Raw genomic sequence first — 14203 nt, forward strand, 5'->3', positions numbered from 1 at the left:
CGTTCGGGAGCTTTTCCAGATGGCTTCGACATGGAACCGCCTTATAGGACCGGCCCAGCGCCGCTTTCGCCGCCAGAGGGCCAAGAAGATCCGCGCCTTCCTCCCAGGAATTCAGGGCGCGAGAGTGATCGACATCGGTGGTTCGCTCGCCTTCTGGCATGAAGTCGACGAGATCCTGAAACCCGCCAGGGTCCTGTGCTACAACATCAGCGACAACCGCATGAAGATGGGGCGCGAGGAAGACGACCCACGGATCGTCGCGCGGCTTTATGACGGCAAGCGCATTCCCGAGGAAGACCAGTCGGCGGACGTGGTGATCTGCAATTCGGTGATCGAGCATGTCCCGCAGGACCAGCGGGCGAATCTCGCCCGAGAGGTCATGCGCGTGGGCAAGGCATGGGTAGTCCAAACGCCCTCTCCCGCCTTCCCTCTAGAGCTTCATTTCGGGCTGCCTTTCATTCACTGGCTGCCGCGTTCGATCGGGCGACAAGTCGTGCGGGTGTCCCCGTTCCACCTGCTCTCGAATGCCGACGGCCCGACCTATTTCGACGAGACGAGGCTTCTTGCAAGACGCGAACTCGTTGACCTATTCCCTGGCGGGAGGCTGATCGAGGAAAGGGTCCTAGGCATTCCGAAAAGCCAGCTGATGTTTGGAGGCGAAGCTTATGTTTGACCGTCCCGGGGCCTGCGCATGAGGGTTGTCATCACCGGTGCCAACGGGCAGCTTGGCGGTGCGTTGCAGCGCACCGCCCCGGCTGAATTCGATCTGTGCGCGATCGATGTCGACGACGTCGATCTTGCCGACGAGCCGATGCTGGAAGCGCGCCTGGCGGTCGAGGCCCCGGAAATGATCATCAACGCGGCCGCCTATACCGCCGTCGACAAGGCGGAGAACGAGGAGGAAGTTGCCCGCTCGATCAATGCCGACGCGGTGCGCGTGATGGCGCGCGCGATGGAACGGAGTGGGGGCAGGCTCGTCCATGTCTCCACCGATTTCGTCTTCGATGGGCGATCGCCGCGTGCCTATCTGCCGGACGATCCGCGCGCACCCCTATCGGCTTACGGGCGGACCAAGGCGGAGGGAGAGGGCCACTTGCGGGAGGATGACCTGCTGGTGCGAACGGCGTGGGTCTACGAGGCCGGGGGAGCCAATTTCGTGCGCACGATGATCCGGCTCATGAAGGAGCGGGACGAGCTTGCCGTGGTCGCCGACCAGATTGGTTCGCCGACGTGGGCGACCGGTCTTGCTCGGACCATCTGGGGGCTTGTGGCCAAGGGTGCGAACGGTACTTTCCACCACTGCGATACGGGTGTTGCAAGCTGGTACGATTTCGCGGTCGCAATCGGCGAGGAGGCGCTCGCTGCCGGGCTGATCGAGCGCGTTCCGGCGATCCGACCGATCAGCACGACCGACTATCCCACCCCGGCCGCCCGGCCGGCCTTTTCGTTGCTCGATTGCCGCGCCACCAGAGACCTGTTGGGCGCACCCGCAGTCCATTGGCGTGAACAGCTACGCGCCATGCTCAAAGAGGAAGCATCCCTTGGCTAATCTGCTCGTGACCGGCGGGGCCGGATTTATCGGCGGCAATTTCGTGCATTACTGGAATGCGCATCATCCCGAGGATTTCGTGGTCGTGCTCGATGCGCTGACCTATGCCGGGAATCGCTCGACCCTTGCCGGTGCGCCGAAGGCGGAGCTGGTCGAAGGCGACATCCGCGATCAGGAACTGGTCGAGAGTCTGCTGCGCAAGCGCGAGATCACGACGATCGTGCATTTCGCCGCCGAAAGTCACGTCGACCGATCGATCAGCGGGCCAGATGCGTTCATAGACACCAATATCCTGGGGACCCACGCGCTGCTCAAGGCGGCGCGCAGCGTTTGGCTGGCGGGCGACGGTCGCGCGCATCGGTTCCACCATATCTCGACCGACGAGGTGTTCGGATCTCTCGGTCCCGAAGACCCGGCTTTCAGCGAAACCACGCCCTACGCGCCCAATTCGCCCTATTCGGCGTCCAAGGCAGGCTCCGACCACCTCGTCCGGGCTTATCACCACACCTTCGGCCTGGAAGTGACCACGACGAACTGTTCGAACAATTACGGTCCGTACCAGTATCCCGAAAAGCTCATCCCCCTCTTTCTCCTCAACGCGCTGCACGGGCGCGACCTGCCGATCTACGGCGACGGAATGAACGTGCGCGACTGGCTTCACGTCGAGGACCATTGCCGCGGGATCGAGGCATGCCTCGCACGCGGCAGGCCGGGGCAGACCTACAATATCGGAGGCGGAGCCGAGCTGCCGAATATCACCGTCATCGACACCATCTGCGCCGAGGTGGACCAAGCATTTCAAAGCATCGACAAGCTGGCCGACCGATTTCCCGACGCACCGCCCGCGCGGGGTGAGAGGAGTGCTTCCCTGAAAACCTATGTCGATGACAGGGCCGGACATGATCGCCGCTACGCGATCGACGAGTCCTGCGCTCGCGCTGAACTCGGCTATGTGCCGCAGCGCTCCTTCGACGGCGGGCTGCGCCAGACTCTTGCGTGGTATCTCGATAACGAAGATTGGTGGCGGCCTCTCCTGTGAACGGGTCCTGCGGCGAGATCCCGATAGCCACGCCAGCATTGGTCACATGCGAGATCGGACCATGAGCACTACTCGCAAATCGGTAGCCTTATCCACTGTGAGCCGGTTCGGTTCGATCGCAACCTCACTCGCCCTCGTCGTGTTTGTTGCGCGATGGTTGTACCCGACCGAGATCGGGGCGTTCGCAGTTGCCTACGCCACTTTCACACTGTTCGATCAGGTACGTCTAGCTCAAATACCGGCGTTCGTGATCCAGGCTCCGAATGTCGATAAGAGCTTGATGCGTTCGGTACAATTAGTCGGTTGGGCCATCGCACTTACGGTTCTTGTCATGAGTGCGGGCGTTGCAGCGCTACTTGTAACTGCATTCGACCAGCCCGAAGTGGGATATCTGCTGGCGCTGATGATCCCGGCTTATTTCATCAGCACGCTGATCCAGCCCGCTTTTGGCATAATTAATCGGCAAATGCGTTTCGGCGTGGTTGCGGGGGTCGAAGTGAGCGGAGCATTGACGAAAGCCGCCGTGACGATCTCCGCCCTGCTGGCCGGTTTCCGGGCAGAGGCGCTCGCTTTCGGCGTCGTCGCGGAGATCGCGGTTAAACTTGCCTATCTTTCCAAAGTCGATCCACGCCTGGCTCTTGCCCGGCCGAGCCGGGGCAGGGTACCCGAAGTCTGGGCCTTCTGCACGCGGTTCACTGGTGCCGAACTCATCAACCGCACGTCGATGGCATTGATCGAAATTCTCATCGGGAGCTTCCTGGGTCTGGCTGCAGCCGGTTTCTACAACCGTTCGGCCGTGCTCGTGCGGAAGCTACGTTCCGGCATCGAAAGCGCCATCGTGCCGGTAGCGCTCGCCGCTTTCGCCAAGTCCAACAGGGAAAATGTGGACCTAGCCCGGCGGGATTACCTGACCGGCATTTCTCTGCTCACCGGTATCACTTGGCCGGGCCTGGCGGTCTTTATTGTTCTGGCGAAACCGATCATCCTGACTTTCTATGGTGAACGTTGGGAGGAAACGATTTATCTCGCCCAGATTCTCAGCGCCGGCGCGATCATTCATGGCGTAACGGCGATGGCGCCCGCCCTGCTGGCATCCATGGGGCGGGTCCATTCTTTACTCCTGCGTAATCTGGCGAGCGCCGTGCCGAGGCTTCTTATCTTGCTTGCGACATTGCAGTATGACCTGCCGACGGTGCTGTGGGGACTCTTTGCGAGCATGCTCATCCACTTTGCTATCAATCAGACCCTGCTTTGGCGAGAGGCCAGGATCGGACCTTCGGATCTGCTGAAGACTCTTTGGCGCAGTAGCCTGCTCGCCGTTACAAGCTCGGCTGCACCTTATTTTGTACTGTCCATCCCCGCGGTCAGCGAACAGTCGAGCTTAATGCATCTGGCATGGTGCGTTCCGGTAGCCGGGAGCGCCTGGCTGATCACATTGATGCTCATCGGACATCCGCTCAAGGCGGAAATAATGGGCGCGCTGAAGCGGATCAGATTCGTGCGAGCTGCCCATGACTAGTCCGGTAGGCGCAGTCGAGCCGCCGGAAGCGAAAGCCGATTGGTTTACAAGGAGACCCGCGCGCGGATAGTCACGCAGGCGGTACACTCTCCATCACTCTCCCTTGAATGAGGATCAAATGCCAAAGATTTTTTGCATCGGCTTCCAGAAGACCGGCACGTCCTCAATGAACCAGGCGCTGACGCAGCTCGGCTATAATGTGGCTTCGTATTACGGTGATGGCCTTTCGTATCATCAATTGCGCGACCGCTTCGTTTCGATGGGGCTCGAGCTTGCGCGGCGTCACGACGCCGTCGAGGATATGCCGTGGCCGCTACTCTACAAGGAGCTGGATCAGGCATTTCCAAGTGCGAAGTTCATTCTCACGGAGCGCGACGTCGATCGCTGGTTTGCTTCAGTCCTTAAGCATTTCGGTGACAAACCATCGGCTCGACGCCAATTGATTTATGGCGAGGATGCTGCGTTTCCCAAGGGAAATGAACAGCGTTATCGCGAAGTTTATCTAGCTCACAACGCCGAAGTCCGCGCCTATTTCTCTAAGCGGCCGGACGATCTTCTAATACTAAATCTTGAGAATGGCGATGGCTGGGAGAAGCTCCGCGTTTTCTTGGGCCGCGAGGATGCTCCCGACGGTCAGTTCGTACACGCAAACAAGGCTTCCGAGCGCTGGAAGCTCAGTTATCTTGTAAGGAGCATTCGAAGCCGACTTATAAGGTCAGTTCGGCGCTAGCTTTGGTCGCCGCTGGCGCGAAGTCAAGCCAGTCAATTGTCGGCGATCGCGTATCCAAAGTGAGTCATTAGCTCACTGCCTCTGCCGGTGGTTAGTTTCCTTGGAGCCTGATCGAACACCGATCTCCACTTGCCCCTCCCGTCGAAGATTGGCTGGTTGACCTGCCATGTCCTCAACTTGTCGTGCTCTTCTCCGTCCTTATCTGACCCCTTCTCGAACTTCTTTGTCCCAAACCACAACCGCTTCTTCGTGTGATATTGCAACATCTCCGGCGCATAGTCTACGCCAAGGAAAGCACAGAGGCGCTGCAATTCGGTCTCGGGCTGCGTGATGAGGTCCTCGTAACGGACCATGATCGCGTTGGGGTCCGATTCCCAAGCGAAGACGACCTCGTTTGCTTCGATCCACCGATCGACCGAAGCAGCCTCATTTTCAAAGCGCTTGAAAAGCGACGCCGATACGTCCCGGCCATCACGAACCATGAAGATGATCTTGGTCCGCGGGGCGATCCGTTTTACACGATCTATGACTTTGATATGTCGTGGTGTTTTTTCAACGATGAAAGATTTTCCTTTGAAAACGCTCACCATCCGAAACCACCAAAGTCTTGGAATGGCTGTCCGTCTAAAGAATACACGCGTCTCCTGCAGCGGTACGTAGCATTTAGGGTGAGCGGCCATCATGTTAGCAAGAAGTGTCGTGCCACTGTGGCCGCAGCCGCAAATGATCGCTAGGCTCATATACTCTAATCCCTTTGAACTGCCTTTTGTCTGGCTAACGCTGTCCGGCTAATCGCTGCGTTTCCCTGCGAACCTTGTCGGTTACCCGGCGGCGAAGCGCCGAGGCATCCCAGATCGATTGTCTTACCGAAGCAGCGAGCTTAGAACCCTGGAAGATGTCCTCCATGGCGACAGTGCCGAAATTGTATTGTTTCGAAACCGAGTAATTGTTCGCCGAATGCCAGACCTGACAACATTCAAGCGGCGTAAGATCATCATCGACAGGCACAATGCAGCGGGAAGGTAACTTGTCCGGGACAGTATCGTAAGTCAGTGCCCAGGCCGATTGCACTCGGCAGGAATGATTTCGGGACTCAGGCAGCCTTGCGGCTTCGTCAAGATCGGACCAGGGGGAGGCCTGATACTCCGCGTTCAATTCCGCGTCCAATATGAAGCCGGCCCAGTAAGGAAATCGCGGTGCGACGAACTTTTGTCCGTCGATCTCGATCACATGGTCATCGGGGATAAACTGATACCCGCGGAAATCAGGCGAAATCCGCTCACCCGCGGGACCTTTCTCGAAACGCAGGAAGCCGGGAAGGCAGCCGATCCGCTTGGTAAGGGGCAGGAAGCGTTCAAAATAGTGGAGGTTTTGGCGGGTTACGACTATGTCGTCTTCGATATACATGAACAGATCGCGCTCGTGTCGCTCATCGCGAGCGAAGAAGTTTCTTAGAGCTGGTTTGTGCCACCATGTAAGGTGCCACGGGTGGTCCATGTCGTGGGCAACATCGAAGGTCAGTTCGAACCCCTTCTTGTTCAACAATGCACCGCATTCGCGCACTAGCGGTTCGTCGGCGATCGCCAGATCGTTGGTAACGAGGGTCACCTTCACCTTCGGTCGGTCCCAACGCGCAATCGCCCGCAGCACGTCGGCCAAATAGGGTATCCGCACGGGCACATAGTGCGCTGCGATGGAGACCTCGAATTCTGGGCGTTGCGGATGATCGGCGCGCATTCGATCTTTCCAGGATGAGGGGTTTGGCTAGCGTGTGCGGAGTAGGTGTAGAATTAGCGTGCGCCCGGACATGGGCAACCCTTTTCGGTCGACAGGGGCTGACGGCAGGATTTTCAGCGCCGCTTCATTGTTGCGGAAGGGCTTTAGCGCAACACATTGCAGCAGTGCGGATGGGAAATCTGCAGCGAACGCAATCGGCATTGCCAAAGCACATCGCCAGTGGCAGGACATGTTCTCGGCCCGTACCCCTAGGTTTGCGGGTGGCTTTCAAGGAGCGTGCTGGATGCGCGAAAGCGTCGATCAAGAGACTGTGATCGCCAGCTCTCCGACTTTTCGACACATTCTGGATTCTCAAGGTAATCGCGGCCCCGGCTTCGATACCGTGCGGTTGTTGGCCGCTTCGGCTGTGGCGCTGCATCACTCGCTCGGCATTCAGATCGACGCCGTGAAGGATGATCTGCTGTTCCAGTTCAGTCACGGCTACACGCATCTGGGGCTGCTCGCGGTGGCGGTGTTTTTTGCGATCAGCGGTTTTCTCGTGACGCCAGGCCTCATCAAGAGCGGGAACGTCCTCGAATATCTGAGCCGACGGTTCATGCGCATTATGCCACTGCTCTTCGTCGTGGTGCTGGCTACGGCCCTGATCCTCGGACCCTTGCTCAGTTCGCTTTCTCTGCGCGAGTATTTCGCCAGTGGAGAAACTTGGTCCTATCTGCGCAATGTCACTACGTCGTTGCAGCTTCGGCTCCCCGGTGTGACGAACCACATCGGGACGAATTCGATCAACAACCCCCTTTGGACGCTGCGATACGAGTGGCTTTGTTACATCCTGATTGCATTCGCGAGCATGGCGCTCATTCTGAGGCACCGGCTCCTGTTCGTGCTCGCATGGGCAGCGGCCCTGCTCGCCTATCCGCTTCTATACGGCTTCGATGAGGCGGAGGGAAAGGGAAGCCTTGGCACCCTGATGTATCTCTTCGGCTATTTCGGAGCGGGCGCGGTTCTCAGCCTTTACGCCGAAAAGGTCCGATGGTCGCCGGCTCTGCTCTGGGCTTCATTCGCGGCGATCACCGTCACTTTTTACCTCGATTGGAGCCACCTGATTGCACCGGTGCTGATCACCTATTTCGTGATCGGACTTGGTCTTGTCAGGATGCCTTGGTCGGCATTTCTGCAGCGGGCCGACCTGTCCTACGGTGTTTATCTGACGCATGCATTGGTGCTGACCGTGCTTATGAATCTTTATGGTTTCGAGAATCCGATAGCTCTTTTTGCTGTTTGCATGCCGGTCACTTTGACGATCGCCTGGCTGACATGGACGTTTATCGAAGAACCCGCGCTCAAACTGAAGAGCCTCCCGGCCGAGCTTACCCGTTCGCTGCTCTATCGGATCCCGTTTGGTACGGTCCTTTTGTACTGGCTTGAGCCTGCGGGCCCACCAGAGGGCGCACCCAATCGCAGTGCTGTACCCGGCGCTCGATAGTGGAGATGGACGACGATAAGCATAGACTGTTTTTGGCGCCGAATATGGTTATTGCGCAAATGCGAACCGCGCCTGTTCATGCGTCGCGTCTCGGCGCCCGGTTGGCCATTGCAGGGCCTGAAGTTGAACCTTTCGCAATCCGAAAAGCGAGAAGTCGAGCCGAGGAAGGACATGAGTAGAATGCTGAACAAGAAACGGATCGGCCGACTTATCCCGTATCCGGTCATCGAAGGCGGACGCAAGGTATTGAATGCGGGCCCGCGTAGATGCGTCGTATGCGGTGCTGCGATTCGCCGGTTCACCGACACCGGCTACGGCTTCAAGGTGCTCGAACGGCTGCAGGTTGTGGGCGGGATGCGCCGAATGGCCGATCAATGCCCAATATGTCATTCCAGCTGTCGTGAACGGCTGATCTGGTTTTGGCTCACAAACGGGGGGGGACGCTTCCGCTTTCCCGCTTCAGTTCGAATTGCCCATTTCGCTCCGGAGAAAGGGCTCACCTATCGACTGAAGCAGGCTGCTCCCGGCGGCTATCGAGCCTATGATTTCGAGCCGGCGCGCTATCGCCACCTTAGCGGGGTGCGGCAGATCGACCTGTCGGCATTGAAGATTGAGAGCGACAGCGTGGATCTTCTCGTCTGCAATCATGTTCTCGAGCACGTTCCCGATGTCGAACTCGCGCTTTCAGAGATCATTCGCGTCCTGGCTCCCGGGGGCAGTGCGATTCTTCAGGTGCCCATCGCTCTGAAGATGAAGGACAAGATTGAGTTACCGCTCGATTCTACGGCTGAGCAACGGATAGATCTTCTGGGCCAGGACGACCACCTGCGACTTTTCTCGGAAGAAGCGTATCTCGCGGTACTCAGAAGTGCTGGGCTTGACGTAACCTTGTTCGATCCATTTGAGTTCGATGATCAGCGCGCAACCGACTGGATGCTAGACCCGCTTGAGCTGCTTCATGTTTGTCGCAAACCGGTTTGATTGACGCCTCCGCGCGCACGTCCAGTACCCTGGCAAAGCAACGTCTTACACGATACGGTTAGCACAACTTGCCGGGTATCAGTGCAACATTCATCATTGATGCTGCACCTTCGCAGGCCGTGACCGCCCATACTGGCCGGGAAAGGTCCTGTGATCAGCAGAGGGCTCCGACTGGCGCGTTCAGGGCTCGCGTTTTTCCAGTCCGATCATTCTCTACCACAGGCGCTTTCAGGTTCGTCACCAGCACGCCTGCCGGGGTAAAGTCGTGATTGGCCTCGTCTACGAAGAGGTCAGCCTTCGTCCCGCCAACCGTGTCGCCGGTTCCCCCGGTGATCGTGCTGCCGCTGTTCGGCCGCCCGTTGTCGGGCAGCGCCTCGGCGACATGGTTGTTCTTGACGATGAGGTCGGTTCCGGTCGCATCCCCTGCCAGACCCGCCGCGAAATTGTTGGCGATCATCGAGTAGCCGTCCCATATCCCGTCACCGAGAGTGAACACCTGATCGTTGAAGGTGTTATGGGCGAACACGAAATGCGCCATGATCCGGTCGCGCGGATTGGAAATATAGCCCTGCTCCACTCCGTCGAGCAGGTTGTTTATGACGAACGAGTCATACATGTAACGGTCGGTAAATCCGCCGATATGGATGATCTGGCCGCCCCAGTTGCGCACGTCGTTGAAAGCGATGATGTGGTTTTCGAGATCAGCATTGTCGCCGCATTGCAGGAAGTCCGAATGCAGGTCGAACTCGGCGAACAGCTCCAGCGCGGTGTCGGTGATGTCCTGCGCGGGAACCGCCTTGCCGTTGCCACCCGTCAGGGAAAGCTGTGCGGCCTGTCGCGAGTCGTCCAGCAGGGTTGCGGAAAAGCCGGGATCGCTGTCGGCCAGCCCGGTCCCCGCATAGGCCCCGTCGCCGTTGATGTAATCAACGAGGCTGGAAACCGAATACTGGTCGCCTTCGAATGCGGTCCAGCTGTTCAGTGCCGTGAACGTGCCAACTGTCGAACCGTCCACCTTGAAGGTGTAGACCCCATCGCTATTCCCGCCGCCGGATTTCTCAACGGTCGCCGCCGCACCGCTGCCAGCAACACTGTCATAGATGATCGAGATCGCGGGGCCTGACGGGTTGTTCCACCATACCGTGTTGTCACCGTTCAGCACCTTGTTGCCGACGCTGCACTCGGCATTGTTGCCGAAGTCGTTGAGGGCTTCCTCGACATAGGCCCCGCGAATCAGTTTGGGCGCACCCCCGAAGGCATTGTCCGCCCACTCGCAGTGAACGTCGGTGTAATAGTTCCCCCGCTCGAAAAGTTCGGCAGTTGGGCGCTTCCCCTTGGCAAACAGCGCGTTCGGACCGGCCGGGTCGCTGTTGGTGATCGTCACACCTTCCAGCCAGTAAAACTGGTCGTTCTCGACCCGCCAGCGGGTTACGTTGCGGAAGTCGAACACGATCCCGCCGCCTCGGAAATGCAGCTTCTTGTATTTCGGGCGATATTGGGCGTTATTCGTGTCGAGGCTCGTGTTTCCGAACGTCACGGTGACGCCAGGCGCGTGAGTGATCGTGGCAAACGGACCGGTCGCCTGGATGTCGTTCACGTCCCCAAGGTCGGCCACGCCGATGGTCGCGTCCTCGGTGAAAGTGTATTTCGGCGCGACCGAGTTTTGCGCCTTGGTGTAAAGGAGGGCATCGCGCAGGGTTTGGTATCTTTCGCCCGCCACCTCCGCTTCGGATGCGGCAATTTCCAGTTCTATGTCGTGCTCGGTATCCTCCATGAAATAGGAGAAGGGGCCGATGACACGGCTCTGCATCGTCGCATCGGCAGGGATCGCCTCGATGTAGAGATGAGCCTCGCCGGTCGTGCCGGACGGTTTCGTCAGCCGGGCAGAATAGCAGGGCAGGACATAAGTGCTGCCATCGCGTCGCGTGAAACTGCGCAGCGCGGGAGCGACGACATCTATCGCGTTGCCTTCGAAATGAAACCGCACTCGATCGACCCCGCCGATGAGCGTGCCGTTATCATTGGCGAACGCCATGGCGCTGACGACGAGCGCGTCCGTGAAGCGCTGGTTCGGGACCTCGACGAGACGGCAGGCAGGCTTCGCAGTCGTGCGTGCCGGGTCCGTCGGGGTGATGGTGAAGCCGCTGGCCGGTAATCCGGTCCAGAAAGTTGATGGCCCCAGATCTTCGACAATGGAGCCCGGCATGCGAGTGGGTCGGCTCCAGAGCGCGGTAATATTGCTACCTAGTTCGATCATCAGATCAGCCCCACCAGCGCCGATGCCGTCGTACCGGTCGTCCGCACGGCGTTCACGCGAATGGGGATAATCGTGCCGGCCTGGACATTGAGGAAGGCGACGTCGGTCGCTCCGTGAACTGGCCGTAGGACTATGTCTCCGCTGATTCCGATATAGATGGCTTTCGTGGCACGGGGCAGATCCGAGGTGTCAGAGGTGGAAAGCTCGAAGCAATCTCCAGCGGGGGACGAGAGCGTGCCTACAACGTTGTCGAAGACATCTGTCATGATGGGGCCTCCTTGAATTAGAACAAGACAGGAACCCTCATCTAGCCATCGGCAGGCCAGTAGGAAAATGGTTTCTTTTGTTCGAACTGCAGAAGACAAACAGAAGGAAATGCTTTGGCCTTTCCAGCATGTTGAAAGCGCATTATAGCCCTCATCCCATGGCGCATGACATCTCCGCCCAATCAGGGTTGGCAAATTCCCGTAGGCGCCCCGTCACGGGGTCGGGTAGGACCAATACCCTGCTGGCGCTGTTTCCCGCGGTCGCTCTTTTCTATGCTGCGATGGCTCCTTACGAGATGCGGCTCGATATCGCGGGCCAGACCCTCTACGCCTACCGAATTGTAGCCTTCGGGGTCCTTCCATTCCTCGCGCTTAACCTGGTTCGCGAGCCGCTGCGCTGGGTTTTGCTGGACTACGTGTTCGCGTCTGGAAGCGCTTGGATGGTTTTCGCCTTCATCATGTATTACGGCCCTGCCGATGGCGCTGCTAGCGGCATATCTCGCGCTTTGGACGTGATACTCCCTTACCTCGTCGGACGGATCTGTATTCGTGACTCGACGGACCTACGGCGCTTTCTCATCCTTGTCGCTCCAGGGGTCGGCCTAGCTGCGATGACCCTTGTTTTGGAAGTCTTGGCCGGGGACGTGCTGGTTCGGCGTGCCGCTGCATCCGTCTTCGGTGCCCGCCAGCAATTTGAAAGCGGTGTTGCAGTAGGCGAGCGAGAATACGTCGCGATCAGCAGAATTGGTATAATCCGGGCAGTTGGGCCTTTTCCCCATCCCATTCTTGCAGGACTTTTTCTATCTGTCTTCTTCCCTCTTTATTTCTCGTCGGGCATCCGGGGTTGGCCGAGATTTGTGGGCGTCATCGGTAGTTTCGCTGCGATCCTGACCGTCAGTTCTACGGCGTTGGTTATACTGATCATCTCGTTTGGTGCCTTGGCTTTCGACCGGATCCAGAAAAGCATTGCATTCTTAAGCTGGCGCATGGCGCTGCCGGTGGGCATCGCGTTGTTCTTTGTGCTAGACGTCATAGCGTCCAAGGGCATAGTGAATGTCCTCTCCCGCTACTCCCTCGACCCGCAGACGGCTCGTTATCGGACCCTGATCTGGAAATATGGTTCGGAATCGGTGGCAAAGCATCCATGGTTCGGAATAGGGTATGACGGTTACGAACGATTGCCTTGGATGGTGGAGAGCGTTGACAACAACTGGCTCAATCTCGCGATAAGGCACGGTCTGGTTCCGGCAGTGGCGTTCTTGGTGGTATCTATAGGCGCAGTACTTCTCGTTTCTCGATCCAGCATGTTGACGGACGAAATTGACAGGCGCTTGCATGTCGCGGTGGCTATCGCCTTGGCCGCGATGATCATTGCAGGCAGCGTCGTTGCTTTTTTTGGCGGGGCTCAGACATGGATGTATATGCTGATCGCCATCGGGGTTTCAATTGGAGTGTCTTCGCCCCGGCATGCGCCCCTCGTCGCGAGGCCAAAACCGTTGCAGCTGAGATCGCGCCAATTGGGGAGGTAGAATCGTTCTGGACCAGGGGCTTGCGTTCACGGCGACTGGGCTTGGCAAGGAGATCTTGATGCCTTGGCCTAGCAAGCACGTTTCTCGCTCGTGGTCACCCGTGAATTTGGTCGGACTGCGCGACACCGACCATGCTTTACCAAGCCAAACTAGTTCGCATCTCTTGGAAGCGTTCCATGTGGGGGCAAACTCGACCGATAACTGCGCGATCAGTTCGGCATTCTCCTCAAACTCGCTTTTATCGACAGGTGCCGAATTTAACTCTCGCACCGCTGTCTTAAGGCTTCTTATAGCGCGAGTGTCTGGGAGCGCGTGCGCCAGCTTCTTGCCGAGTTGCCGAACGAATTTGCTTCGGGTCACAACCGTTGGGTTCGAACGGTTAACGGTTGCATCCTTAAACCCCTCGGGATCAATTCCGAGCCATTGGGAGAGACGTGTCAAAACTCTATTCCGGTCAGCCGAGAACTCTTCTATGGAGGTTACGAAGAGGCGTTCGCGCGGCACGATCTGACTCCATTCTTCGAGCATCAAGTCATACCGGGACGTGCTCCACGCATGCACCATCAGGTTCTGATCCAGCAGCCGGCTGTCCACCGGCTCCCGGACACTTTCGATGAACTGCGAAAAGGAATGAATATGGGGTATCGCTCGGTGGTGATATCGCGCGTATTGATAAAGGGAGAATAATCGGCGTGCAGGGTCGCGCACAACGAACATGACCTTGGGCTGCGGATCGAGATCGGCGATCACCTCTTTGGCGGTTTGCTGATACTGGTAGGTCGCGGAGGCATCCATCCATATATCGAAATTGCCTTGACCCTCATCGTGAAACTGCCGGGCCCACGCTTCGAGTCCATGCGTGTGAACATTGACCGAGGGGCATAAATTGTCATGTGTGTCATTCAGAAACCATGGTTCCTTCTCGATTCCGCCAATCACGCGGGGATGTTCCGCCAGAACGTCGTGGATGGAGGTGGTTCCGCATTTCGCGACCCCGGCGATTATGAGGTTGGGTGTCCAGACCATGGCGCGCTTCTTTCCGTTTTTTCGTCGAGATGCCAACGTCAACACCTACTTCCTGAAGCATTGAACGAGGGCCTCAGACCAGCAATCACT

Annotated in this window: 13 protein-coding genes; 8 read left to right on the forward strand and 5 right to left on the reverse strand. The window is 58.1% G+C overall.

Features of this window, described 5'->3' with window-relative positions; genetic code table 11:
* Positions 1-19 precede the first annotated feature (19 nt).
* The 5 genes from RIB52_RS00180 (at position 20) to RIB52_RS00200 (ending at position 4837) form a co-directional block, all read left to right on the forward strand.
* Entirely contained in the window at positions 20-673 is a 654-nt protein-coding gene (locus tag RIB52_RS00180; RefSeq protein ID WP_350171687.1) for a class I SAM-dependent methyltransferase, read from the forward strand.
* Positions 674-691: 18 nt separating this feature from the next.
* Entirely contained in the window at positions 692-1549 is an 858-nt protein-coding gene (gene rfbD / locus RIB52_RS00185; protein WP_350171689.1) for a dTDP-4-dehydrorhamnose reductase, read from the forward strand.
* Positions 1542-2588: a dTDP-glucose 4,6-dehydratase gene (gene rfbB / locus RIB52_RS00190; protein WP_350171691.1), complete on the forward strand. Its 1047-nt coding sequence runs from the start codon at positions 1542-1544 to the stop codon at positions 2586-2588. Before rfbD ends, rfbB begins: the two co-directional genes overlap by 8 nt.
* 61 nt (positions 2589-2649) lie before the next feature.
* Positions 2650-4107, forward strand: coding sequence for an oligosaccharide flippase family protein (locus RIB52_RS00195; protein WP_350171693.1), 1458 nt, complete (start codon positions 2650-2652; stop codon positions 4105-4107).
* Between the two features lie 118 nt (positions 4108-4225).
* On the forward strand, positions 4226-4837 hold the full coding sequence (locus RIB52_RS00200) for a sulfotransferase family protein (protein WP_350171695.1): 612 nt from the start codon (positions 4226-4228) through the stop codon (positions 4835-4837).
* 32 nt (positions 4838-4869) lie between these two features.
* On the opposite strand, the gene RIB52_RS00205 is transcribed toward RIB52_RS00200, so the two are convergent.
* Complete coding sequence (locus RIB52_RS00205; RefSeq protein ID WP_350171697.1) at positions 4870-5577, reverse strand: sulfotransferase family protein; 708 nt, start codon at positions 5575-5577, stop codon at positions 4870-4872.
* Between the two features lie 34 nt (positions 5578-5611).
* The gene (locus tag RIB52_RS00210; RefSeq protein ID WP_350171699.1) at positions 5612-6574 is read right to left on the reverse strand and encodes a hypothetical protein; all 963 of its coding nucleotides are present in this window, start codon (positions 6572-6574) and stop codon (positions 5612-5614) included.
* 283 nt (positions 6575-6857) lie between these two features.
* Here RIB52_RS00210 and RIB52_RS00215 point away from each other — a divergent pair, with 283 nt between their 5' ends.
* Positions 6858-8057 carry an acyltransferase family protein gene (locus RIB52_RS00215; protein WP_350171701.1) on the forward strand — a complete coding sequence of 400 codons (1200 nt, stop codon included), beginning with the start codon at positions 6858-6860 and terminating at the stop codon, positions 8055-8057.
* 180 nt (positions 8058-8237) lie between these two features.
* Positions 8238-9038 carry a class I SAM-dependent methyltransferase gene (locus RIB52_RS00220; protein ID WP_350171703.1) on the forward strand — a complete coding sequence of 267 codons (801 nt, stop codon included), beginning with the start codon at positions 8238-8240 and terminating at the stop codon, positions 9036-9038.
* A gap of 154 nt (positions 9039-9192) precedes the next feature.
* Here the strand turns inward: RIB52_RS00220 and RIB52_RS00225 are convergent, their stop codons facing one another.
* The gene (locus RIB52_RS00225; RefSeq protein WP_350171705.1) at positions 9193-11292 is read right to left on the reverse strand and encodes a hypothetical protein; all 2100 of its coding nucleotides are present in this window, start codon (positions 11290-11292) and stop codon (positions 9193-9195) included.
* A complete protein-coding gene (locus RIB52_RS00230) occupies positions 11292-11558 on the reverse strand; it encodes a spike base protein, RCAP_Rcc01079 family (RefSeq protein ID WP_350171707.1) in 267 nt (88 codons plus the stop codon). The genes RIB52_RS00225 and RIB52_RS00230 overlap by 1 nt, the downstream gene beginning before the upstream one ends.
* A gap of 158 nt (positions 11559-11716) precedes the next feature.
* Between RIB52_RS00230 and RIB52_RS00235 the strand changes: the two genes are divergently transcribed.
* The gene (locus RIB52_RS00235; RefSeq protein ID WP_350171709.1) at positions 11717-13087 is read left to right on the forward strand and encodes an O-antigen ligase family protein; all 1371 of its coding nucleotides are present in this window, start codon (positions 11717-11719) and stop codon (positions 13085-13087) included.
* On the opposite strand, the gene RIB52_RS00240 is transcribed toward RIB52_RS00235, so the two are convergent.
* Complete coding sequence (locus RIB52_RS00240) at positions 13001-14113, reverse strand: sulfotransferase domain-containing protein (RefSeq protein WP_350171711.1); 1113 nt, start codon at positions 14111-14113, stop codon at positions 13001-13003. The genes RIB52_RS00235 and RIB52_RS00240 overlap by 87 nt on opposite strands.
* Positions 14114-14203: the final 90 nt, after the last annotated feature.

Source organism: Erythrobacter sp. (assembly GCF_040217515.1).
GTDB lineage: Bacteria > Pseudomonadota > Alphaproteobacteria > Sphingomonadales > Sphingomonadaceae > Erythrobacter.

What these genes read in the sequence shown, in the direction of transcription:
- rfbD (WP_350171689.1), top strand. Translation starts at nt 692, where the DNA reads ATGAGGGTTGTCATCACCGGTGCCAACGGGCAGCTTGGCGGTGCGTTG.
- RIB52_RS00235 (WP_350171709.1), top strand. Translation starts at nt 11,717, where the DNA reads ATGGCGCATGACATCTCCGCCCAATCAGGGTTGGCAAATTCCCGTAGG.
- RIB52_RS00205 (WP_350171697.1), bottom strand. Translation starts at nt 5,577, where the DNA reads ATGAGCCTAGCGATCATTTGCGGCTGCGGCCACAGTGGCACGACACTT.
- RIB52_RS00195 (WP_350171693.1), top strand. Translation starts at nt 2,650, where the DNA reads ATGAGCACTACTCGCAAATCGGTAGCCTTATCCACTGTGAGCCGGTTC.
- RIB52_RS00215 (WP_350171701.1), top strand. Translation starts at nt 6,858, where the DNA reads ATGCGCGAAAGCGTCGATCAAGAGACTGTGATCGCCAGCTCTCCGACT.
- RIB52_RS00225 (WP_350171705.1), bottom strand. Translation starts at nt 11,292, where the DNA reads ATGATCGAACTAGGTAGCAATATTACCGCGCTCTGGAGCCGACCCACT.
- RIB52_RS00210 (WP_350171699.1), bottom strand. Translation starts at nt 6,574, where the DNA reads ATGCGCGCCGATCATCCGCAACGCCCAGAATTCGAGGTCTCCATCGCA.
- RIB52_RS00180 (WP_350171687.1), top strand. Translation starts at nt 20, where the DNA reads ATGGCTTCGACATGGAACCGCCTTATAGGACCGGCCCAGCGCCGCTTT.
- RIB52_RS00220 (WP_350171703.1), top strand. Translation starts at nt 8,238, where the DNA reads ATGCTGAACAAGAAACGGATCGGCCGACTTATCCCGTATCCGGTCATC.
- RIB52_RS00230 (WP_350171707.1), bottom strand. Translation starts at nt 11,558, where the DNA reads ATGACAGATGTCTTCGACAACGTTGTAGGCACGCTCTCGTCCCCCGCT.
- RIB52_RS00200 (WP_350171695.1), top strand. Translation starts at nt 4,226, where the DNA reads ATGCCAAAGATTTTTTGCATCGGCTTCCAGAAGACCGGCACGTCCTCA.
- RIB52_RS00240 (WP_350171711.1), bottom strand. Translation starts at nt 14,113, where the DNA reads ATGGTCTGGACACCCAACCTCATAATCGCCGGGGTCGCGAAATGCGGA.